Genomic DNA, 22,384 nt, shown 5'->3' on the forward strand with positions numbered 1-22,384 from the left:
GGCGGACGACGAGCGACTCAGACCGTGAACAGGTGACCTTCTTCGGGCACGGCGAACACGCCGAGCCGAGCCCCCGCGTCGAGCCACGCGTGCCCGTAGGAGAACGAGGCGAGCGCGTTCACCCAGTCGTCCTCCTCCCGGAAGTGCCGACCGTCCTCCAGGTACGACGACGCCATCTCCTCGAACTCCAGGGCCGCCTCGTGTAGCGGCGTCCCCTCCTGGGGGGCGATGCTCGCGGCGTCGAGCGCCTCGCTCAACAGGCGTTCGTAGCGGTCGGCCTTCTCGTGTAGGTCGGCGGCCATACGCCCCGCTCGACGGCCGGCGGCAAGACGACTGCGACTCGGTACGCACCGTCGGCTTCTGGGCCTCCTCAGAGCGCGGCGAGCAGCGCGTCGACCTCTTCGCGGGTGTTGTAGGCGTGGACCGACGCACGCACCGCGCCGGAGGGGAGCGCCCGGATGTAGAGGTCCTCGGCCGCCAGTCGTTCGACGAGCGCTTCGGAGTCCTCGTCGTCGGGCGAGAACGCCACCAGCCCCGTCTCCGGGTCGGCAGGGCCGAGGACGCGCTCGCCGAGACCGTCGGCGAGGCGGGCGGCGAGGTCGTGAATGCGGCGCTCGATGCGGTCGGTCCCGAGTTCGTCGTGGAGGTCCATCGCCGCGACCGCACCCGCGTACGGCCCCACGTTCGTCGTTCCGACCTCGAAGCGCGCCGCGCCGCGTTTCAACTCCGGGTCGGGACTCGACGGGTCCACGACGCTCCGGTACCCGACTTGGACGGGGTCGGTGGTCACGTCCTCGCGGACGACGAGGAATCCCGCCCCCCACGGACCGAGCAGCCACTTGTGACACGCGCCGACGACGTACTCCGCGTTCCACGCGGTGCAGTCGAGGTCGGTCTGGCCCACGGACTGCACGGCGTCGACCAGCACCTCGGCCCCGTGGTCGTGGGCCGTCTCGACGAGGTCGGCGACCGGCCACTTCGTCCCGTGGGTCCACGTGATGGAGTTGAAACAGACCAGTCGAGCGTCGGAGACCGCCCGCTCGTACGCCTGGCGGTCCACGCGGCCGGCTTCGGTCTCCAGGACGCGCACCTCGACGCCCTGCTCACGGAGGTTCCACCACGGGAGGATACCCGCCGAGTGTTCGAGGTCCGTCCGAACGACGACGTCGCCCGGTTCCCAGTCGATGCTGGCGGCGATTCGGGCGATGCCGTCCGCCGTCGAGTGGGTCAGCGCCAGTTCGTCGGTCGACGCGCCGAGGAACTCCGCGAACCGCTCGCGACAGTCCTCGAACGCTTCGAACGCGACCGGGTAGCAGCCGTCGCCGGTCGGGGCGTCGGTCTCGTGACCGCGGACCGCCGCACACGTCGCGTCCAGCACGGACCGTGGGGACGGTCCCGACGCCCCCGCGTTGAAGTACGCACCGTCGTCGAGCGCCGGAATCGACGCTCTGAGCTCCTCGGGAGTCACGGTCGCAGTGCGAGCGCGAGGAGCAAACGCGTTGTGCCGCCGGGGCGCGACACCTGTTGACACATCAACAGGCTGGCGCGGTGTCTACACTCGTGCGCAAGCTACAAAGCCGAAAAGTCAGTATCACCGGTAATGACGGAGACGACCCATCGGAGGCTCATCGTCGCGGGGTCGGGCATCGCCGGCCTCTCGGCGGCCATCTACGCGGCGCGCTCGAACAACGACCCGCTGGTGTTCGAGGGGACCGAACCGGGCGGCCAACTGACGCTGACGACGGACGTGGCGAACTACCCCGGCTTTCCCGAGGGCATCAGCGGCCCCGAACTCGTCCAGAACATGAAAGCGCAGGCGACGCAGTTCGGTGCGGAGGTCGAACACGGCGTCGTCGAGCGCGTCGTCCGTCGGGACGACGACACGTTCCACGTCACGATGAAGAACGGCGACGAGTACACCGCCGACGCGTTCGTCGCCGCCTCCGGCGCGAGCGCACGGACCCTCGGCGTCCCCGGCGAGGACCTGCTGATGGGGTACGGTGTCTCGACCTGTGCGACCTGTGACGGCGCGTTCTTCCGCGACGAGGACATGCTCGTCGTCGGCGGGGGCGACGCCGCGATGGAGGAGGCGACGTTCCTCACGAAGTTCGCGGACACCGTCTACATCGCCCACCGCCGCGAGGAGTTCCGTGCCGAGGACTACTGGATCGACCGCGTGCAAGAGAAGGTCGAGGCCGGCGACATCGAGATTCTGAAGAACACCGAACTGCTCGAGATTCACGGCTCGCAGGCCGAGGGCGTCGACCACGTCACGCTCGTCGAGAACGAGTCGGGCCACCCGAGCGACGAGCTAGACGACCCCGACACCCGACAGTACGAGTTCGACGTCGGTGCGGTGTTCCTCGCCATCGGCCACACGCCGAACACCGAGTTCCTCGCCGAGACGGGCGTCGAACTCGACGACCAGGGCTACATCCTCGCGAAGGGCGGGCGCGACGGCGGCCAGACCGCCACGGCCGTCCCCGGCCTGTTCGGGGCGGGCGACGTCGTCGACCACCACTACCAGCAGGCCGCCACCGCCGGCGGCATGGGCGTGAAGGCCGCTCTCGACGCCGACGACTACCTCGAACAACTCGGGCGGGCGGGCACCGAAGGCGCGGAGACCGTCGAAGCGCAGAGCGACGACTGAGCCCCTCACACGGCACCCTCGCGGTCTACGTAGCTCCTCTCGACGCCCAACACCATGACAGCCGCCGGGCCACCCGAACTCGACGACCTGCTCGACGACGTCGCCGCCGACCACGAGCTGACGGTCCTCGCGGCCAGAGACGTCGGTTCGCGGGCGTGGAACCTCGCTAGCGAATCGAGCGACTACGACGTGGGCTTCCTGTTCCGTCAGGAGCCGATGGACTACGTCACGCTCGACGGGACCGTCTCGACGGTCCACGACGAACGTGGCGAGGTCGAGGTCCGAGGCTGGAACGTCACCCGTTTCGCCGAGTTGCTCGTCGACTCGAACCCGACCACACTGGAGTTCCTCCACTCGCCGCTCCGGTACCGCGAGCACGACGCGCTGGCGGCGCTGGAAGCCGACGTCGCCGACCAGTTCCGACCGATCGGCGTCTACCACCACTACCGCTCGCTGGCGGCCCGACAGTACCACAAGTACCTCCAGCGCCGACTGCTCGTCCACGGCGACCCCGAGTACGAGATCGTCGACGAGACCGACGAGGAGTGGGTCGTCGAACCGCTCGGCGGTGAGCGCGGGGACGACGTCGAGGTGACTCGACTCCCGAAAGACGACGAGCGCTACGCGACCGGCGCGGTCGACAGGACCGTCAAGCGTAACCTGTACGTGATTCGTGGCGTGCTCTCCGCGGAGTACGTGCGCGACACCCACGAGTTCCCGACGCTCGACTTCCCCGCGTTCGTCAAGCAGGAGCAGACGCGACTGGGAGACGACTACGACGCGGTCCGTGACCTCGTCGCGCGGAAGCGAGCAGGCGAGGGCGACGCCGTCGTCGGCGACGTGTTCGGTCGCGAGCGAGTGGTGCTCTCGGCCGACATCGACCCCGAGGTCCACGGCGTCCGGGGCATCACGAAGGAGCGAGCCAACGCGTTCGTCCGTGAGACGTTCGACGCGTAATCACAGGTACTCGAAGTCGCTCGTACTCCCGGAGAACCCGGCGCGTTCGTGCGCCCACTCGAACGGTTCGTGGCGCTTCTCGGCGAGGAACTCGACGATGCGCTCGCCGACGTTCTCGCCGTACAGTTCGGGACCGGAGCCGAGTCGGTCGCGGACCGCGTCGGTCTCGTAGACGTACTCGACGGTCTCGAACATCGACTCGCCGTCGGCGGGCGGGACGAGCAGGTTGGAGTTGGCCTCGAACACCGTCTCCGGGCGGTCGGTGTTGAACCGTGCGGTGAGACAGTGGGCCTCCTCGATGTGGTTCAACTCCTCTTGCATGCTCCCGGAGTCGGTGAGTTCGGCGAAACACTGCCCCGAGCGCAGGAACTCGTAGACGTGGGCGTGGCGCTTCCAGAGACCGGTGAACAGGAAGTTGTCGTGCTCGTCGTCCAGACGGAGGAGCCTCTCGCGGAGGCCGTAGTTCTCCAGCGCCCGTCTTGTCGCGGTGAGTTCGAGGAAGTTGACGTTGTAGTCGGCTTCGACCAGTCGAATCACGCAGTCGACGATGGCGCGGAAGCGGTCGGGCAGCAGGTTCGCCCGGCGGTGGACGTCGACGCGAATCCAGTCGTCGCGCTCCTCCAGCACGGGGTAGACGTCGAAGACGGACTCGCCGTCGACGTTCGACTTCATCTCGATGGCGTCGACGACGCTGTTGCCGACGACGGGGATGCGCTCGACACCGCCGACGGACTCGGGGTAGCCCTCGTTCACGAGGTGCTCGCGGTTGAGGTCCGTGGGTGCGAAGTGGTACATCGCGGCGGCACTGCCGACGAACGTGTCGTACTGCTCGGGGAACGGTTCGGAGCGCTCGATGTGCCAGTCACCGTCCCACTGCTCGCGGACGAACGCCGCAGGGTCGCCGTGAGCGGCGTAGTCGGGAGCCATCGACCGCAGGCCAGCCTCGTTGTGCGCGACCAGTTGGTTGGTGGCGAACAGCCACGCCTGGGGGACGATGCCCGCCGCGAGCGTGTCGCCGTGGACGAGCGGGAGGACGGTCTTCTCGGGGTACTCGCTCGCGAGGTGGTCGGTGAACGCCTCGATTTCGGTCATCAGCGAGGCGGTCTTCTCGCTGAGACCGCCGCGGACGCCGAGGTCGACCGCGATGTGGTCTTCGAGGTCGTACTCGACGAGGCCGTGGCCGAGCACGTCGTCGTAGTGCTGACCGGTGTGGAGGACGAAACACGGGACGTCCTGCTCGCGGGCGGCGGCGACGACCGGGGCCTGCTTGTAGAAGTCCGGTTTGGTCGCCGTCACCACCGCGAGGACGAACTCCCCCGACTCGCCGGCCTCCATCTGCCGGGCGAGTCGGTCCTCGTAGACCTGCTGACGCGTATCCATGTCACGACCACCACGAGTCGTTTCTAAGTACCTTTCCCTTCGGTCTGCGGGTCGAACGCACACTGCTTTACGTCTCGCTCACCGACGGCGGGTATGCCGACGAAATCGGACACTATGCTCGTGAAGATCGAGACGCCCGACGGTGACGACGAAGTGACGCTCCCCACCGGCCTGCTCGACATGCTCGCCGAGGACGGCGAGTCCGCCGCCGACGTGGTCGGCGACCTCGCGCTCATGTCCTGCGCCCAGCGCGTCCACGCCGCCGTCCACCACGGCCACGGCGAGGCCGACGAGGAACTGGAGGCTATCGAGTCGACGACCCTCGACCTGTTCGAGGAGCGCTTCGGCATGACGTTCGGCGAGGCGACCGGCCACGACCACTGAACGGCACTCTCTCTTCGACCTCTTCGGCCACAGCATAGCGTCAGCTACGAGTCGACGGTCCACTGCAGGACGACACCGTCGTCCACCCGTTCGACACCGTCGAGTGACAGCTCGGGGAACGACGCGCGCTCGACGAACCCCTCCCCGTCGGCGATGGTCGGGGCCTCCCGTCCCCCGAGGACGAGACTGCCGACGTACAGCGTGAGTGCGTCGACCAGACCGTCGGCGAACAGCGAGAAGACGAGTTCGCCGCCACCCTCCACCATCAGGTCCGCGACGCCCCGGGATTCGAGTTCGGCGAGTGCACACGGGAGGTCGACGCGCTCCGTGCCCGCGACGACGACGCTCACGCTGGCCTCCCGGAGTGCCGACAGCCTGTCTATGGGTGCGGCCTCGCTCACGAGCAGCGTCGTCGGCGCGTCGCCTGCGAGGATAGCGGCGTCGGGGGGCGTCCGCGCTCGCGAGTCCGCGACGACCCGGGTGGGGACGCCCGACTTGCCGACCGACTCGCGGTGGTCGCGGTCGAACCGGACGAGCGAGGGGTCGTCTGCGAGCACCGTCCCGACACCGACGAGCACGGCGTCGTTCTCGGCACGAATCCGGTCGACCCGCGCGAAGTCCTCGTCGCCTGAGATGCGGACCTGCTCGCGGCGGCGCGTCGAGAGCTTCCCGTCCGCGCTGACGGCGGCGTTGACGTGGACGTGCATGGCTCGAACTCGGGGTGCCACGACTAACGGATTTCGTGTCGGGACCGTTCGACCGAGCGGGCAGCGCCCGATTCGGTCGAGGACCGGCGTCCGTGCTTCTGGTAGCCGAACCGCTATGTCATGGCGCGGTGAATTCGAGCTGTGTCTACTCCGTTACGCGACGCCCTGGAGTTCTGGTTCGAGTCCGTCTGGCGTCCACGGATACGGATTCGCTTCCTCCAGCAGCTTTGGTTCGTGCTGTGGCTCGTGGCCGTCGCGGTGATTCCGTACAATTTCGTCGTTGGCGGTCCCGAAGCCGTTTCCGCAGGACTCGTCGGAATCGCTGTCGTCAGTGGTCTCATCATCAACGGGTTCTGTGTGCTTCTGGAGCTGTTCGCCCGCTGGCGTGGTGTCGAGTCCGACCCGTACGACCTCAACTGACGTTCGTCGACGACCCGAACGAGCAGCCACTCGGCGCGAACCCTTTTTTACGGGGCTGCGCAAAGCCACAGACGATGGACATCGACCAGACTGCCGAGGATCTCGCCTCCGACCTCGGTGTGGACAAACAGGAGGTCCGCGACGACCTGCAGAAACTCGTCGAGTACGACGTTCCACTCGACGAAGCGACCCAGAGCCTCCGCCGGAAGTACGGCGGCGGGAGCGGTGGCGGCGGCAGCGCCCCCTCGACGAAGGACATCGGCGGGGTGTCGACCGACGACGCCAGCGTCACCGTCACCGGGCGGGTGCTGACCGTCGGGAAGCGCACCATCCGGTACCAGGGTGACGACTTCACCATCTTCGAGGGTGAACTCGCCGACGACACCGGGCGCATCTCCTACACCGCCTGGAACGACTTCGGCCTCGCCGAGGGCGACACCATCCGCGCGGGCAACGCCGGCGTCCGCGAGTGGGAGGGCCGCCCCGAACTGAACCTCGGCGACTCGACGGACGTCGAGAGCCTCGACGAAGACCTGGACGTCTCCTACGACGTCGGCGGCGACCGCTCGCTGGCCGACCTCTCGCCGGGCGACCGCGGCCGGAACGTCGAGGTCCGCGTCGTCGAGGTCGAAGAACGCACCATCGACGGTCGCGACGGCAAGACCGACATCCTCTCCGGAGTCATCGCCGACGAGTCCGCCCGCCTCCCCTTCACCGACTGGAACCCGCGACCCGAGATTACGGAGGGCGCGTCGCTGCGCTTCGAGGACGTCTACGTCCGGGAGTTCCGCGGCGTCCCCTCCGTGAACCTCTCGGAGTTCACCACCGTCGCCACGCTCGACCGCGAGGTCGAAGAGAGCGCGACGGCCCGCCGACTCGGCGTCGGCGAGGCGGTCCGCGGCGGCGGCGCGTTCGACGTCGAACTCGTCGGCAGTCTGCTCGACGTGCGCGACGGCTCGGGGCTCATCCAGCGCTGTCCCGAGTGCAACCGCGTCATCCAGAACGGCCAGTGTCGCTCCCACGGCGAGGTCGACGGTGAGGACGACCTGCGGACGAAGGCCATCCTCGACGACGGGACGGGCACCGTCACCGTCGTCCTCGACCGCGAACTGACCGAGCGCGTCTACGACGGCACGCTCGAGGACGCCCTCGACCACGCCCGCGACGCGATGGACAAGGAGGTCGTCGCCGACACCATCGCCGAGGACATCGTGGGCTACGAGTACCGCGTCCGCGGGTCGCTCTCGGTCGACGACTACGGGGCGAACCTCGACGCCGAGGAGTTCGACCGCGTGGAGGCGGCGGCGGCCGACCGTGCGGCCGCGCTGCTCGCGGAGGTGGACCAGTGAGTTCGACCCCCGGGAACCGCGAGGTTGCCCACCGTCTGTTCGCCGCCGAGTTCGAGGACGCGAGCTACAGCTACTCCGAGTCCGACGAGGAACGGGCACCCAACTACGTCGTCACGCCGACGGGCGCGCGAGTCAACCGCCTGTTCGTGACGGGCGTGCTCACCGAGGTCGCACAGGCCGGCGAGAGCATCCTCCGCGCTCGGGTCGTCGACCCGACGGGTGCGTTCGTCGTCTACGCCGGGCAGTACCAGCCCGAGGCGATGGGCTTCCTCGACGGCGCGAACACGCCGTCGTTCGTCGCCGTGACGGGGAAGGCCCGGACGTTCCAACCCGACGACTCCGACCTCGTCTACACGAGCGTCCGCCCCGAGTCGGTGAGCGAAGTAGACGCGCCGACGCGTGACCGCTGGACGGTCATCGCCGCCGAGCGCACGCTCGAACGCATCGGCACCTTCGCGGCGGCGCTCGACACCGGCCTCACGGGCGACGCGCTGACCCAGGCGCTCGAAGCCGCCGGTGTCGACCGCAGTCTCGCCGCCGGCATCCCCATCGCCATCGAGCAGTACGGCACGACCGAAGCGTACCTCGCCGCGTTGCAGGAGGTCGCGCTGGACGCCGTCCGCCTCGTCGCCGACGAGACCGACGAGGTCGGTGACCTCTCACACGCTCCCGACGAGGGTGGTGAGACCACCTTCACGCCGGTCCGCCCCGTCGAACTCGACGCGAGCGTCGGGGCTGCCGGGGTGGCAGACACTGCGACCGACGTGACCGAGGAGACGGGCGCACCCGACGCCGAGACACCCGAACCCGCCGCGGCGACCGACGAACCGGACGCGACGGCCGACCCCGTCGAAGAACCGGCCGACGACCCCGTCGAAGAGGGCGTCGAGGTCGGCTCGGAACCGGCTGGCGAACCGGTCGCCGACGAGAGCGAGGCGACCGCCACGACCGAGACCGAACCGTCGACCGAGGTAGACACCGACGAGAGTGATTCCGGCGAGACGGACAGCGTCGAAGAACCCGTCGAGTCGCCGGGGAGCGCGACCGACGACGAGCCGTCGTTCGAGGAGTCGACCGCCAACGGCGTCTCCGACGAACCGGCGTTCGAACCCGAGACCGACGAGGACGAGGCCGACGAGGAGTCCGGAGCCTACGAGATGGACGAGGAGACCCGCCAGGAGGTCGAGGCGGAGTTCGGCACCGAGTTCTCGACGGGCAACGAGGTCGACCCCGCCGGCGAGGCGGACATCGAGGCTCCGGAGTCGGAGGGAGAGACCGAACGGACCGAACAGGAACCGTCGCCGACGCCCGACGACGAACCGTCGTTCGAACCGGACGACGCGGCCGCGAGCGACGACACCGCCGAACCGGACGAACCGTCGTTCGAACCGACCGACGACGCCGAGGTCGAGGAGGCTGAGGCCACCACCGAGACCGACGGCGAGGCGGAGGCCGACGCGGACGTCGACCTCGACACCGTCCTCATGGAGGAGATGAAGGCGCTCGACGACGGCGACGGCGCGCCCCGCGACGACCTCGTCGGGCGGGTCACCGACCGTACCGGCGCGGACGCCGACGCGGTGGACGACGCCATCCAGGGCGCACTGATGGGTGGGCAGTGCTACGAACCCGAGGACGGGCGGCTCAAACCCATCTGAGCGTGTTCGAACCGGTCCCGGGGGAGCCGGTCGCCGTGGCCGACTGCGGCGACGAGCGTGCGCTGGTGGTCGCCGACTACCACGCCGGGCTGGAGGTCGCGTTGCGCTACGACGGCGTCGAGTTGCGTTCGCACGCCCCCGAGCGCCGCCAGAAGCTCCTCGAACTGTTCGAGTCGACGGACGTCGGCCGCGTCGTCTTCCTCGGCGACCTCGCGAACGCCATCGGGAACCCCACGACGGAGGAGCGCGAGGAGTTGACGACGCTGCTCGGGACGCTCTCCGAGCGGGTGCCGGTCACCGTCGTCAAAGGGAACCACGACGGCGACGTCAAGGACGTCGCGGCCGAGAGCGAGCGCGAGCACCCCGTGACGGTGACGCCGACCGACGGCGTCCGTCTCGGTGACGTCGGGTTCGTCCACGGCCACACCTGGCCCGCTCGCGAGGTGGTGACGGCGGACCTCGTCTGCATGGGCCACGAGCACCCGAAGATTCGCCTCGAAGACGAGGTGGGCGGGGCACGCGCCGAGCGGGTCTGGCTACGTGGGCCGCTCGCCCCCGACCCGTTCGTCGAACACCACGCCGAGAGCGACGACGCGGACGACGACATCTCCCCCGCCATCACCGGCGAACTCGTCGTCTGCCCGGCGTTCAACGACCTGCTCGGCGGGACGTGGACGAACGCCGGGCAGGGATTCCTCGCACCATTCCTCCCGGCGGGGATGCCCGACGCGCAGGCGTACCTGCTCGACGGGACGCGACTCGGTCCGTACCAGCGCGTCTGAGTGCCGGAGCCGACCGCCGGAACGACTTTGTCCTGCCTGGTGCATGTCATCACGGACCATCATGAACGTCTACCGCTACGTCCAGCACACCGCGAACCGCGTTCCGGACGACGTCGCCGTCCTCCGGCCCGACAGCGAGGACGTCACCTACGGGGAGATCGACCGTCGAGCGCGGCGGGTCGCGGCGTGGGTCGATTCACAGGGGATGGCCGAGGACGCCCGCATCGCGGTCATGCTCCCCGACTGTGCGGCGTACGCGTCGGTCGTCCTCGGCATCTGGCGCGCCGGACGGGTCGCGTCGCCGCTCAACACCCGGTTCGGCACCGACGAACTGGTGTACACGCTGAGCGACCTCGACCCGTCGGCGCTCGTGACGGCCGACGCCTTCGCCGACCAGACTGCCGCCATCCACGAGGGCGTCGACGCGCTCGACGAGGCCTCGACCGTTACGGCCGTCACGGGCGGCGAGTTCGAGGAGACGGCGCTCCCCGACCGGGAGACACGGCCCGCGCCGGCCCCCGTCAAGCGACTCGACGAGGAACCGGCCGTCGTGATGTACACCTCGGGGACGACCGGACGACCGAAGGGCGTCGTCCAGACCCACCGTAACATCACGGCGAACGTCCAGTGTGGCATCACCACCTTCGGCTACACCGACGAGGACGTGGCCGTCGCCGCGGTGCCGATGTTCCACGTTGGCGGTCTCTACGGCGTGCTGCTCCCCATCCTCTCGGTCGGCGCGTCGTTCGCCATCCTCGAAGCGTGGGACGCCGCCGCGTGGGCGGCGCTCGTCGAGGAGACGGGCGCGACGCTCACGGGCCTCATCCCGACGATGATGGTCGACGCGGTGAACACCCCCGAGGCCGTCGAGCGGGACACGTCGTCGCTCGAACGGGTGTTCTACGGTGGCGCACCCGCGACGGTGGCGACCCTCGACGCCTTCGAGGAGGCGTTCGACTGCGCGGCACTGCTCGACTACTACGGCCAGACCGAGAACACGGGCGTCAGCGTCACCTTCGACGAGGACACCGAACGCCGCCCTGCGCTGCTCGGGTGGCCGATGGACAGCGTCCGCGCCCGCGTCGTCGACTTCGAAACGGGCGAAGACGTCCCGCCGGGCGACCAGGGCGAACTGCTGTTGAAGGGTGACGTCATCACGCCAGGGTACTGGAACGCCCCCGAGAAGACAGAACGGGCGTTTACCGAAGGGTGGTTGCACACCGGCGACGTGGTCCGGCGGGACGACGACGGACTGCTGTACTACGTCGACCGGGTCGACGACATCATCCTCACCGGCGGCGAGAAGGTCGCCCCCACGACCGTCGAGGAGGCACTCCAGGCGATGCCAGGGGTCGCGGCGGTCGCGGTGTTCGGGACCGACCACGAGCGGTGGGGCGAGGCCGTCACCGCGGCCATCGTCCCCGCCGACGGGTCGTTGACAGAGGACGACGTCCTCGACTACTGGGAGCGGGAGGTCGAGTTGGCGGGGTACGAGAAGCCCCGGCGTATCGTCTTCCGCGAGGCGTTCCCGCGGACGGCGACCCAGAAGGTGAACAAGGTGGCGCTGGCGAGGGAAGTGGGCGGCGAGTGACGGAGATGACGGGTGACGAGGCCGACCAGTGACGAGGCCGACCAGCGACGAGGCCGACCAGCGACGAAAACGACGAGTGACCGAGAAGGCGGGTGAAGCGAAGGACAGGGAGAGCGGGGGGAGGCGAGGGAACCACTCTCGGGCGGTCGCCGGTCAGGCCGTCGGGGCCGTGCTGGTCTGCTCGATGACGCCGAGTGCGTCGAACAGCACCCAGCGTTCGGCGACCTTCCCGCCCGCGAGGCGGTGGAGCGCGAACCCGCTCGCGGTCAGCGGCTTACCGGTCGGTTCGATTCCCATGAACGGCCCATCGTGGGTGCCGCTGATGGTCACTCGCAGGACGACCCGGTCGCCCTCGGCGACGACGTCCTCGACGGCGACACGGAGGTCCGAGAAGCCCCGCCGGAACGGTTCGAAGACGTACTCGCGGAACCCTTCGGGTCCGTGTATCTCGCCGATAGCCGGGTTGTGCTCGACGAAGTCCGGGGCGAACACCTCGTCGATGTAGTCGGCGTCGCCGTCGGTCATGATTCGCTCGGGAATCGCCCGGGCGAGCGTCTCGTTCTCGCGCTGTGGTTCGGTTGCTGCCATCGCTCGCTCACCACCACGGAGTACGCCCCGTGAGGACAAAGCCGTGTGTCACGGTGGTACGGTAAGTCCGCGGAGTCGGACTGGGCCGCGTTCGGGAGGGACTCGCAGTTCTCACAGCGTGGTGAGACACTCGGACAGTCCGACTCCGAGCATCCCCAGACCAACGACCCACGTGCCGTACAGTAACAGTCCCTTCTCGGACGGTTCGCCCTGTGGGTCGTCGCTCCGGTCGCCGACGACGCTGATGACGACGAACACGACGCCGACGGCGGCCAGCGCCATCGCGATTCCGTTCCATCCCTCGGTTCGGGCTTCTGCGAGGCCACGCAGGGCGTATCCCAGACCGAACACGGCCCACCCCAGCCAGTAGCTACGCGCGACGTCCACACCACGTCTTTCACGACCGGAGACAAACCGATTCCGACAGCGCTGAAGCCGGCAAACCCCTCGACAGTGGCGCAGGCGACGGCCTCTTACCGATTCGTCCCCAACGCGAGACCAGTGAGTGAGCCACGGGCAGGGATGGACGCGTTCGCCCATCTCGGCGAGCGCGTCCGGTCGGCGCTGTCGACACGCGGGTTCGAGACGCCCACCGAGCCACAGCGCCGCGCGATTCCGACGCTGGCGAGCGGCGACCACGGCCTCGTCATCGCGCCGACGGGGACGGGGAAGACGGAGACGGCGATGCTCCCCGTCTTCGACGCCATCGCCCGCAAACGCGATAGGGAGGGCGTCCCGTTCGGTATCTCGGCGCTGTACATCACGCCGCTGCGGGCGCTGAACCGCGACATGCGCCAGCGTCTCGACTGGTGGGCCGAGGAGTTGGACCTGGACGTCGACGTTCGTCACGGCGACACCACGCAGTACCAACGGGGGAAGCAGGCCGACGACCCGCCGGACGTGCTCGTGACGACCCCGGAGACGCTCCAGGCGATGCTGACCGGGAAGAAGCTCAGGCGGGCGCTGTCGGACGTGAGCCACGTCGTCGTCGACGAAGTCCACGAACTCGCCGCCTCGAAACGGGGCGCACAGATGGCCATCGGTCTCGAACGGCTGCGCGAGTTGGCCGACGAGTTCCAGTGCATCGGCCTCTCGGCGACGGTCGGCGACCCCGAGGAGGTCGGGAAGTTCCTCACCGGCGACCGGGGCTGTGAGATAATCGAAGTCGAGGCCGGGAGCAACCTCGACCTGCGCGTGTCGACGCCCGAAGTGACCGAGGAAGACGAACGACTCGCCGGGCAGTTGATGACGAAACCGGACGTTGCGAGTCACGTCCGTGCGATTCGCGACATCGTCGAGACCAACGACTCGACGCTCGTGTTCGTCAACACCCGCCAGACCGCAGAAGCGCTCGGTTCACGGTTCAAGAAACTCGAGACGAACATCGGCATCCACCACGGGTCGCTGTCGAAGGAGGCCCGTATCGACGTCGAAGACCGGTTCAAAGCCGGCAGTCTCGACGCGCTGTTGTGTACCTCCTCGATGGAACTGGGTATCGACGTGGGCCGTATCGACCACGTCGTCCAGTACCAGTCGCCCCGCGAGGTGTCGCGTCTGCTCCAGCGCGTGGGCCGGGCCGGCCACCGCCGTGACGTGGTCTCACGGGGAACCGTCATCGCGACGATGCCCGACGACACCTTCGAGTCGCTGGCCATCTGTCGACGCGCCGAACGCGGACAGGTCGAACCCGCGAACATCCACCACGGCAGCCTCGACACCGTCGCGAACCAGATCGTCGGCCTCGTGATGGACTTCGGCGAGATCGGTGCGATGCGCGCTTACGACATCGTGACGCGGGCGTACCCGTTCCGCGAGGTCACTCGCGAGCAGTTCCGCGACGTCTGTCGAGAGCTCTCCTCCAATCGCATCCTCTGGATAGAGGAGGAGGCCGACCGTCTGGAGAAGTCCGGTGGGACGTGGCAGTACTTCTACGCCAACCTCTCGATGATTCCCGACGAGGCCACCTACGCCGTCGAGGACATGGCCTCGGGGCGGCAGGTCGGCACCCTCGACGAACGGTTCGTCGTCAACTTCGCCCAACCCGGCGAGGTGTTCATCCAGCGCGGGGAGATGTGGCGCATCACCGAGGTCGACGACGAGGAGGAGGCGGTGAAGGTGACGCCCGTCGAGGACCCCGGCGGCGAGGTGCCCTCCTGGATCGGCCAGGAGATTCCCGTGCCCTACGACGTCGCCCAGCACGTCGGCGACCTCCGATACGACGCCCGCGAGCGCTTCGACCGGGGCGAGGACCGCCCGACCGTCTCGCGGTGGGTCTGCGAGGGCTACCCGACCGACGACCACACCGCGAGCGAGGCGCTCGAACAGCTCGAACGCCACACGCAGGCGATGCCCGCAAGCGACCGGCTCGTCGTCGAGTCGTACGGTCGGGAAATCGTCCTCAACGCCTGTTTCGGCCACAAAGTCAACGAGACGCTCGGTCGCCTCCTGTCGGCACTGCTCGGCCAGCAGACCGGCTCCTCGGTCGGGATGGAGATAGACCCGTACCGCATCGAGTTGGAGGTGCCCGGCGGCACCACGCCGGGCGACGTCCTCGCGCTGCTACGCGAGACCGAACCCGACCACGTGGCGAGTCTCATCGAACTCTCCTTGAAGAACGCCGACGCGCTGAAGTTCAAACTCGCGCAGGTCGCCGCGAAGTTCGGGTCGCTCAAACGCTGGCAGGGGAGAGGGTCGCGGCAGTTCGGCCGTTCGCGCCTGCTCGAAGCGCTCCGGGGCACGCCGATGTACGACGAGGCGGTGCGGGAGATACTCCACGAGGACCTCGACGTGGACGGGGCAGCGGACGTGCTCCGGCAGGTGCAGGCGGGGACGCTGACCGTCGAGACCGTGACCGAGCGCACGCCCGTCGGGATGGGCGGCCGGTCGTCGAGTCAGGAGCTGCTCAGTCCCGAGAACGCCGACGCGAGCGTCATCGAGACGGTCAGAGAACGCATCCAGGAGGACCGCGTCCTGCTGTTCTGTCTGCACTGCCAGGAGTGGGAGCGCCGCCAGCAGGTCCAGCGGGTGCCCGACCAGCCGGAGTGTCCGAACTGCGGGTCGACGCGCGTCGCCGCGCTCAACCCGTGGGCCGACGAGGTCGTCGACGCCGTCAAGCGCGGCGACAAGGACGACGAGCAGCAGAAACAGACCGAACGCGCCTACCGGTCTGCGAACCTCGTCCAGAGCCACGGGAAGCGAGCGGTCGTCGCGCTCGCCGCCCGCGGCGTCGGCCCGCACAACGCCGCTCGCATCATCGCCAAACTCCGCGAGAACGAGGACGACTTCTACCGCGACATCCTCCAGCAAGAGCGCCGCTACGCCCGCACGAAGTCGTTCTGGGACTGATCTCGTCGGACGTACCCCGGATCGTGAGTTAATTCTAATCTGAAAAGACACGCATCTTTATCAGTCATGCGCTTGAGAACAGAGTATGGACTTCACCAGGGACGGCCGAGCGCGAGCGGTACTCGCCGTCGTACTCATCGTCGCACTCGCCAGCACGGCCGTCGTCGCACAGAACTCGCTGTTGACGCAGGTCGGGCAGTACGTCTCGGTCGGCGACATCGGCGGGTTGCTGTTCGTCGCGTGGCTGACGGTCCTGCTCGTGATGGTCGTCGACCGGACGGCCGAGACCGGGTACGACCGCGAGTAGTCCGTCAGTAGTCCGTCAGCAGACCGCCAACCGGACGTGCGGTTCGCCGTCGACGACATCTGTAGACGAGAGTGACACCCGTCGGTCAGCGACTACCGCCCGCTTCCCGGCGGTTCGACCTTCGAGCGGGCGTCCTCGAAGTGTTCGCGAGTGATGCGAATCTCGTCGGCGCGTTCGTTCGCCTCCTCGGGACCGATGTCGGTCGCCAGCGCGCGAATGGCGAACAGCGACGCCTGCCGGACGAGCGCTTCGAGGTCCGCGCCGGAGTAGCCCTCGGTCTCGGCGGCGAGTTCGTCGGTGTCGATGTCCTCGCCCAGCGGTTTGCCCTCGGTGTGGACCTTCAGAATCATGCGTCGGGCCTCCTCGTCGGGGAGGGGGACCTCGACGTGGGACTCGAAGCGACCCGGCCGGAGCAGTGCGGGGTCGATGGCCTCGTAGCGGTTCGTCGCCGCGAGGACGACGAGGTTCGGGTTCGACGCGAGCCCGTCGAGTTCCGTGAGGAGTTGGGAGACGACGCGCTCGGTCACGTCCTGTTCACCGCCGCGGGCGGCGGCGATGGCGTCGACCTCGTCGAAGAAGACGATGGTCGGGGCGGTCTGTCGGGCACGGTCGAACACCTCCCGGACGGCCTTCTCGCTCTCGCCGACGTACTTGTCGATGAGTTCGGGGCCGGCGACGTGGATGAAGTTGACGCCGCTCTCGCCGGCGATGGCGCGCGCGAGCAGCGTCTTCCCGGTTCCGGGCGGGCCGTACAGCAGGATGCCCGTCGGCGGGTTGGTGTTCGTCGCCTCGAACAGGTTCTCGTAGGAGAGCGGCCAGATGACCGACTCCCGGAGGGTCGCCTTCGCCTCGGCGAGACCGCCGACGTTCTCGAACGTCGTGTTGGTCGTCTCGACGACGTACTCGCGCATCGCGCTCGGGTCGACGGCGGCCATCGCGGACTCGAAGTCCGCGCGAGTGACGGTGAGGGGGGTCTCGGGGTCCTCCTCGCGTTCGTGGCGGTACCGGCGGAGGGCGGACATCGCCGCCTCCGTCGAGAGCGTCCGGATGTCCGCGCCGACGAACCCGTGGGTCCGTTCGGCGAGGCGGTCGAGACTCACGTCGTCGTCGATGGGCATGCCGAGCGTGTGGACGTCGAGTATCTCGCGGCGGCCCTCCTCGTTCGGGACGCCGATCTCGATCTCGCGGTCGAACCGACCGCCACGGCGGAGCGCGGGGTCGATGGAGTCGACGCGGTTGGTCGCGCCGATGACGATGACCTCCTCGCGGCCAGTCAGGCCGTCGAGTTCGGTCAGCAGTTGGGCGACGACGCGGTTCTCCATGTCGGCGTCGTCGTCGCGCGCACCCGCGATGGAGTCGATTTCGTCGATGAACAGGATGGCCGGGGAGTTCTGACGGGCCTCGGCGAACTTCTCTCGGATACGCTCCTCGGAGTCGCCCTTGTACTTCGAGACGATTTCGGGGCCGGAGATGTCGAAGAACGACGCCGACACCTCGTTGGCGACGGCCTTCGCGATGAGCGTCTTCCCGGTGCCGGGTGGCCCGTGGAGCAGGACGCCCCGTGGCGGGTCCACGCCGAGTCTGCGGAACAGGTCCGGTTCGGAGAGCGGGAGTTCGACCATCTCGCGGATGAGTTCGAGTTCCTCGTCGAGGCCGCCGATGTCCTCGTAGGTGACGTCGGTCTTCGGGCCGTCGCTGGTGGCCCCCGCCGTGGTTCCCGCGAGCGCGTCCTCGACGCTCGCCGACGAGCCATCCGAGTGGCCGCCGGTGGGGAGACTGGCCCCACGACTCCCACCGGTTCCGCTCGCCGAACTCTTCACCTCTCGACTCCCGGTGCGGACGGTCACTTGCGTGTCGTCGACGACCCGGACGGTCGTCTGGGGGTCGGTCGTCTCGATGGTCGCCTCGACACCCGAGTCGGTGAGCGTCACCGTATCGCCCATCTGGATGGGGCGCTGGAGCAGTTTGCGCTTGACGTAGTCGGCGAGTTCGCTGTTGCTCACCTCGGGGGTGTTCGGGAGCGACACCGACACCGCGTCCGCGTCGTCGACGTCCAACTCCCGGACGGTGACCGTCTCGCCGATCTTCAGCGTCGCGTTCTGACGGGTTCCGGCGTCGATCTTCAGTTCGCCGTCGTCGCCGCCCGGCCACACCTTCGCGACCGTCTCTCGCTCACCTTCGATGACGATGGTGTCGCCGCTCAGCACGCCGAGCGTCTGCATCGTCGCGTTGGAGAGCCGTGCGATGCCGCGACCCGCGTCGCGCTTCTCCGCACCCTGGACCACGAGGTCCACGCCACGTGTCATACCGACCCTTTCGGTGCTGCTGACTTTATCCCTCCGCTGGAGTAACGCATTTGCTCTCCGACGGTGGACGGTCAGACATGGTAACACAGGTCCAACGGGACGAGATGACGTGGTACACCTGTGAGGACTGCGGGCTGATGTTCGACAACGAGGACGACGCCGACCGCCACGAAGAACGGTGTGACGCCACGGAACCGACCTACCTGCAGTAGGGCAGCTCGTCGGGGGACCGACGGTCCAGGCTCTCGTGACGACGTCGTCGGGTCGCCCGACCGGGAGGGTCAGTCGCCGGGGTCCGGTGGGGTGGCGACGACCGACGCACCACAGTGAGGACAGCGTCGAGGGTGGACGGAGTCGGACCCGTCTCCGTCGGGGGTCTCGTCCGCCCCGTCCGTCGAGTCGTCCGCCGCTCGCTCGCTGGACGCCTCGATGAGACCCTCGCCGACGATGCCCGCCGGCAGCGCGACGAGACCGACGCCGAGGACGGCGACCAGGCCGCCGAACACCCGACCGAGCGTCGTCACCGGGTAGACGTCGCCGTAGCCGACTGTCGTGAGCGTGACGACGCCCCACCACAGCGTCGCCGGAATCGAGGAGAACGTCTCGGGTTGTGCGCCGCGTTCGAGGAAGTACATCACCGTCGAGGAACAGACGAGCGTCACCCACGCCGCCGACAGCGAGACGAGCAGGTCCCGTTTCTTCCGCCCGACGACGACCCACAGCAGACGTATCGACTCGGCGTACCGCGCCATCGTCAGCAGGCGAGCCATCCGGAGCAGTCGCGCCGCCCGGACGAGCGCTACGTCGGTCACCACCGCGAGGAGGTACGACGGCGCGATAGCGAGCAGGTCGACGAGCAGGAACGGCCGGGTCGCGAACCGGAGGCGGTCGACGACCGGCCGGTCGTACCCCGGCGCGGCCAGACACGACCAGACCCGCGCCAGATACTCGACGGTGAAGACGACGACGGTGACCCGGTCGACGAGACCGAACACCCACGCGTGGGTGACGGCCATCGAATCGACCGTCGAGAGACCGAGTGCGAGGACGTTGCAGACGATGAGTGCGGAGATACCACGGTCGACCCACCGACTCGCCGGTCCGTAGTCGGGCCGGAGCAACTCGTACGTGCGACGACGGAGGCGACGATACGCGTCCACGTTCCGTCCAACGCCCGTCGTAGAGAAAAGATAGGGCGAGCGTGCACGTACTCTGACTGTCGCCCCGAAGGGTCCTCCGAGTCCGCCGGTCGGTCTACTCTTCGGCGACGAGTTCCCAGGACTGCTCGCCGAGTTCGTCCTCCGCGAAGACGAACACCCGGCCGCGGGCGGCCTCCGGGTCTGCCTCGACGGTGACGCGGTAGGAGTCGACGCTCACGTCGACGCCGGGGAACACCGTGGTCTCCTCGCCGGCGTCGAGGATGACACGGCCGACGCCCGAGTCCTCCAGAATCTCGTCGGCGGTCTTGCGGTCGTTGACGTAGACGACGACGCCCTCGGTCTCGGTCGGGTCGGTGACGAGCACGTGGACGTCCTTTCCCGGTGGCGTCGACACCGGACCGGTCGCCTTCTCGGGGACGCCGTGGTAGAACACCGAGCGTCCGTCGGTGTACTCGACCTCGACGCCCTCCGGTTGGAGCGAGATGGGGAGGCTGTCGGGGGCGATGTCGTTTCGGAGACTCATGTCCGACCGTTGCTCGCGCGGGGGGAAAAACGCCGCGCTCGGTCCCCACCGGTCCCTGACGGTCGCTGCGTTCGCTTCCCTCTACTCGCCCAACCACGGTCACTCGCGCTCTCTGGTTGTGCTCGCTAATGCTCGCCCCAACCACTACCGGTAAGTCGTCCCGCGAGAAGGGTGGCGTAATGCGGACCGGACGAGCGCGAGCGCCCGCCGCGGGCACCGTCCTGAACGCCCTCGCGACGGGCGTCGGGTCGGCGTTCGCCATCGACGCCTACACGACCGCCACCGTCGACCTCGACCCGACGGCGACCAGCGAGGCCACCGTCACCGGCGAGGTCGCGGGCGCGCCGGACGCCGACACACGACTCGTCGAGCGATGCGTGGAACTCGCCGCCGACCGCGCCGGCACGTCGCTCGACGGGTCGGCGCACGTCCGGACCGAGAGCGAGATTCCGATGGCCGCCGGTCTCAAGAGTTCCAGCGCGGCGGCGAACGCGACGGTGCTCGCGACGTTCGACGCCCTCGGCGTCCCCGTCGAGGGGGCGAGAGACGAGGACGCCGAGAGAGAGGGCGGAAGTGGAGACGACGACGGAGGTGGCGACGACGCCCTCGTCACGCGCGTCGAAGCCTGCCGAATCGGCGTCCGAGCGGCCCGAGACGCGGGTGTCACCGTCACCGGCGCGTTCGACGACGCCAGCGCGTCGATGCTCGGGGCGTTGACCGTCACCGACAACGACGAGGACGCCATCCTCCACCGCGACTACCCGGTGTGGGACGTGCTCGTCTGGACGCCGCCAGAGCGAGCGTACTCCGCCGACGCCGACGTCGAGGGCTGCCGGGCGGTCGCGCCGATGGCCGACCTCGCCGCGGACCTCGCACTCGGCGGGCAGTACGGCCGAGCGATGACCGTCAACGGCCTCGCGTTCTGTGCGGCCCTCGACTTCCCGACCGACCCGCTCGTCGCGGCGATGTCCGAGGTGACGGGCGTCTCACTGTCGGGGACCGGCCCCAGTTTCGTCGCCATCGGCGACGCGGCGGGCATCGAACGGGTCCACGAGACGTGGGCCGCCTACGACGGCGAGACCTGGCGGACGACGACCGAGACCGACGGAGGAACACAGGGATGACGAACGACACCGACCAGAACACGACCGAGGACGGACAGACGGACCGACAGGCGACCGACGAGATGGACCTCGACGAACTCCGCGAGGAGATACGGAACATCGACCGCGAGATCGTCGAACTCATCGCCCAGCGCACCTACGTCGCCGACTCCATCGCACAGGTAAAACGCGACCGCGGGTTGGCGACGACCGACGAGGGCCAAGAGGAGGCGGTGATGGCCCGCGCCGGCGAGAACGCCGAACGCTTCGAGGTGGACGCCAACATGGTGAAGGCCATCTTCCGGTTGCTCATCGAGTTGAACAAGATAGAGCAACGGAGCGAGCGGTAGCCGGACTCGGTCGCTTCAGGATGGCTATCGGTGACTGTCGTGTGTGGGTAGAGAGCCCCGTCAGTCGGCCGACTCGCCCGTCGGTTCGAACCCGGTCCGAATCGTCGACCGTTCCTCGTCGGACACGTTCTCGCGCCACTGCTCTTGCGAGATAGTGTACGTGCGTAGGTCACGCGGGCCGCCGACCGCTCCCGCGGGGAGCGCGTTGCGAACGATACCGTCGTACTGGCCGCCGTAGGTCTCGACGTACCGTTCGATGGACCGCTTCGACCGCTCGTTGTCGGGTTCGTGTCCGACGCTGACCAGTTCGAGGTCGAGCGGTTCGAAGGCGACGTACGCCATCGCGCCCGCACGTTCGGCAGAGTACCCCCGGCCCCAGAACGGCTCTCGGAGCCAGATGCCGAACGACGTCTTTCGCTGCTCCCACTCGACCCACAGTTCGGCGACGCCCACGAACTCCTCGGTGGCCCGGAGCGTGATGGCGTACGTCGCGCGCTCTCCCGCCGTCCACGCCTCGCGACTCTCCGTGATGTCGTCGAGCGTCGCTCTCGGTGTCGCGTGTGGTGTCTCTCCCAGCGAGCGCATCACGGCGTCCATCTCACCGGAGCGGTGGTACTCGTACAGGTCGAGCGGGGCGACGGCGTCGTGCAGTGGGTCGAAGCGGAGTCGGTCGCTGTCGACCGTCGTCGGAAACAGGGTCGTCATCGGCGTCGGTGTCCGAGAATCCCCGACGGCGACGAAAAGCGACACGGTCCGCGGTGGCACCGTGGAGTCACCACGGGAGCGTGACCCGGATGGACGGTCGCGCTCCGGGGAGGCGTCGG

General features: G+C 68.5%; 23 protein-coding genes. 13 read left to right on the forward strand and 10 right to left on the reverse strand.

Annotated elements, in window-relative coordinates:
* Nucleotides 1–17 precede the first annotated feature (17 nt).
* Nucleotides 18–302: a DUF357 domain-containing protein gene (locus tag M1L36_RS19055; protein ID WP_250875324.1), complete on the reverse strand. Its 285-nt coding sequence runs from the start codon at nucleotides 300–302 to the stop codon at nucleotides 18–20.
* Nucleotides 303–370: 68 nt separating this feature from the next.
* On the reverse strand, nucleotides 371–1,468 hold the full coding sequence (locus M1L36_RS19060; protein WP_250875325.1) for an aminotransferase class V-fold PLP-dependent enzyme: 1,098 nt from the start codon (nucleotides 1,466–1,468) through the stop codon (nucleotides 371–373).
* Nucleotides 1,469–1,600: 132 nt separating this feature from the next.
* Here M1L36_RS19060 and M1L36_RS19065 point away from each other — a divergent pair, with 132 nt between their 5' ends.
* Nucleotides 1,601–2,650 (forward strand): NAD(P)/FAD-dependent oxidoreductase, encoded by a 1,050-nt coding sequence (locus M1L36_RS19065; protein ID WP_250875326.1) that lies wholly within the window; start codon nucleotides 1,601–1,603, stop codon nucleotides 2,648–2,650.
* Nucleotides 2,651–2,704: 54 nt separating this feature from the next.
* Entirely contained in the window at nucleotides 2,705–3,607 is a 903-nt protein-coding gene (locus M1L36_RS19070) for a nucleotidyltransferase domain-containing protein (RefSeq protein ID WP_250875327.1), read from the forward strand.
* Here M1L36_RS19070 and M1L36_RS19075 read toward each other — a convergent pair whose 3' ends face one another.
* On the reverse strand, nucleotides 3,608–4,987 hold the full coding sequence (locus M1L36_RS19075) for a UDP-N-acetyl glucosamine 2-epimerase (RefSeq protein WP_250875328.1): 1,380 nt from the start codon (nucleotides 4,985–4,987) through the stop codon (nucleotides 3,608–3,610). It lies immediately after the preceding gene.
* A 93-nt stretch (nucleotides 4,988–5,080) separates the two neighbouring features.
* On the opposite strand from M1L36_RS19075, the gene M1L36_RS19080 reads away from it, so the two are divergent.
* A complete protein-coding gene (locus tag M1L36_RS19080; RefSeq protein ID WP_250875329.1) occupies nucleotides 5,081–5,371 on the forward strand; it encodes a DUF7545 family protein in 291 nt (96 codons plus the stop codon).
* Nucleotides 5,372–5,415: 44 nt separating this feature from the next.
* On the opposite strand, the gene M1L36_RS19085 is transcribed toward M1L36_RS19080, so the two are convergent.
* On the reverse strand, nucleotides 5,416–6,078 hold the full coding sequence (locus M1L36_RS19085; protein WP_250875330.1) for a 2,5-diamino-6-(ribosylamino)-4(3H)-pyrimidinone 5'-phosphate reductase: 663 nt from the start codon (nucleotides 6,076–6,078) through the stop codon (nucleotides 5,416–5,418).
* Between the two features lie 141 nt (nucleotides 6,079–6,219).
* On the opposite strand from M1L36_RS19085, the gene M1L36_RS19090 reads away from it, so the two are divergent.
* From M1L36_RS19090 to M1L36_RS19110, 5 genes are all read left to right on the forward strand, one after another.
* Nucleotides 6,220–6,498, forward strand: a complete 279-nt coding sequence (locus M1L36_RS19090; protein ID WP_250875331.1) for a hypothetical protein — start codon at nucleotides 6,220–6,222, stop codon at nucleotides 6,496–6,498.
* 74 nt (nucleotides 6,499–6,572) lie between these two features.
* On the forward strand, nucleotides 6,573–7,847 hold the full coding sequence (locus M1L36_RS19095) for a Single-stranded DNA binding protein (RefSeq protein WP_250875332.1): 1,275 nt from the start codon (nucleotides 6,573–6,575) through the stop codon (nucleotides 7,845–7,847).
* Nucleotides 7,844–9,505: a hypothetical protein gene (locus tag M1L36_RS19100; protein WP_250875333.1), complete on the forward strand. Its 1,662-nt coding sequence runs from the start codon at nucleotides 7,844–7,846 to the stop codon at nucleotides 9,503–9,505. The genes M1L36_RS19095 and M1L36_RS19100 overlap by 4 nt, the downstream gene beginning before the upstream one ends.
* A gap of 35 nt (nucleotides 9,506–9,540) precedes the next feature.
* Nucleotides 9,541–10,287 (forward strand): metallophosphoesterase, encoded by a 747-nt coding sequence (locus tag M1L36_RS19105; RefSeq protein ID WP_250875334.1) that lies wholly within the window; start codon nucleotides 9,541–9,543, stop codon nucleotides 10,285–10,287.
* A 43-nt stretch (nucleotides 10,288–10,330) separates the two neighbouring features.
* Complete coding sequence (locus M1L36_RS19110) at nucleotides 10,331–11,878, forward strand: class I adenylate-forming enzyme family protein (protein ID WP_250875335.1); 1,548 nt, start codon at nucleotides 10,331–10,333, stop codon at nucleotides 11,876–11,878.
* Between the two features lie 153 nt (nucleotides 11,879–12,031).
* Here M1L36_RS19110 and M1L36_RS19115 read toward each other — a convergent pair whose 3' ends face one another.
* Nucleotides 12,032–12,466 (reverse strand): ester cyclase, encoded by a 435-nt coding sequence (locus M1L36_RS19115; protein WP_250875336.1) that lies wholly within the window; start codon nucleotides 12,464–12,466, stop codon nucleotides 12,032–12,034.
* Between the two features lie 111 nt (nucleotides 12,467–12,577).
* Entirely contained in the window at nucleotides 12,578–12,853 is a 276-nt protein-coding gene (locus M1L36_RS19120; protein WP_250875337.1) for a hypothetical protein, read from the reverse strand.
* Nucleotides 12,854–12,988: 135 nt separating this feature from the next.
* Between M1L36_RS19120 and M1L36_RS19125 the strand changes: the two genes are divergently transcribed.
* Both M1L36_RS19125 and M1L36_RS19130 read left to right on the forward strand, forming a co-directional pair.
* Nucleotides 12,989–15,811, forward strand: coding sequence for a DEAD/DEAH box helicase (locus M1L36_RS19125; protein WP_250875592.1), 2,823 nt, complete (start codon nucleotides 12,989–12,991; stop codon nucleotides 15,809–15,811).
* Nucleotides 15,812–15,896: 85 nt separating this feature from the next.
* Nucleotides 15,897–16,118, forward strand: coding sequence for a hypothetical protein (locus tag M1L36_RS19130; protein WP_250875338.1), 222 nt, complete (start codon nucleotides 15,897–15,899; stop codon nucleotides 16,116–16,118).
* Between the two features lie 92 nt (nucleotides 16,119–16,210).
* On the opposite strand, the gene M1L36_RS19135 is transcribed toward M1L36_RS19130, so the two are convergent.
* Nucleotides 16,211–18,424, reverse strand: coding sequence for an AAA family ATPase (locus M1L36_RS19135; RefSeq protein WP_250875339.1), 2,214 nt, complete (start codon nucleotides 18,422–18,424; stop codon nucleotides 16,211–16,213).
* A gap of 77 nt (nucleotides 18,425–18,501) precedes the next feature.
* On the opposite strand from M1L36_RS19135, the gene M1L36_RS21485 reads away from it, so the two are divergent.
* On the forward strand, nucleotides 18,502–18,636 hold the full coding sequence (locus tag M1L36_RS21485; protein WP_305794567.1) for a DUF7128 family protein: 135 nt from the start codon (nucleotides 18,502–18,504) through the stop codon (nucleotides 18,634–18,636).
* Between the two features lie 69 nt (nucleotides 18,637–18,705).
* On the opposite strand, the gene M1L36_RS19140 is transcribed toward M1L36_RS21485, so the two are convergent.
* Complete coding sequence (locus M1L36_RS19140; protein ID WP_369694265.1) at nucleotides 18,706–19,584, reverse strand: ion transporter; 879 nt, start codon at nucleotides 19,582–19,584, stop codon at nucleotides 18,706–18,708.
* 94 nt (nucleotides 19,585–19,678) lie between these two features.
* Nucleotides 19,679–20,107: a DUF5796 family protein gene (locus M1L36_RS19145; protein WP_250875340.1), complete on the reverse strand. Its 429-nt coding sequence runs from the start codon at nucleotides 20,105–20,107 to the stop codon at nucleotides 19,679–19,681.
* A gap of 179 nt (nucleotides 20,108–20,286) precedes the next feature.
* Between M1L36_RS19145 and M1L36_RS19150 the strand changes: the two genes are divergently transcribed.
* Both M1L36_RS19150 and M1L36_RS19155 read left to right on the forward strand, forming a co-directional pair.
* Entirely contained in the window at nucleotides 20,287–21,231 is a 945-nt protein-coding gene (locus tag M1L36_RS19150) for a shikimate kinase (RefSeq protein WP_250875341.1), read from the forward strand.
* Nucleotides 21,228–21,560 (forward strand): chorismate mutase, encoded by a 333-nt coding sequence (locus M1L36_RS19155; RefSeq protein WP_369694266.1) that lies wholly within the window; start codon nucleotides 21,228–21,230, stop codon nucleotides 21,558–21,560. The genes M1L36_RS19150 and M1L36_RS19155 overlap by 4 nt, the downstream gene beginning before the upstream one ends.
* Nucleotides 21,561–21,620: 60 nt before the next feature.
* On the opposite strand, the gene M1L36_RS19160 is transcribed toward M1L36_RS19155, so the two are convergent.
* Nucleotides 21,621–22,265, reverse strand: a complete 645-nt coding sequence (locus tag M1L36_RS19160; protein ID WP_250875342.1) for a GNAT family N-acetyltransferase — start codon at nucleotides 22,263–22,265, stop codon at nucleotides 21,621–21,623.
* Between the last annotated feature and the right edge of the window lie 119 nt (nucleotides 22,266–22,384).

Source organism: Halomarina rubra (genome assembly GCF_023699475.1).
GTDB lineage: Archaea > Halobacteriota > Halobacteria > Halobacteriales > Haloarculaceae > Halomarina > Halomarina rubra.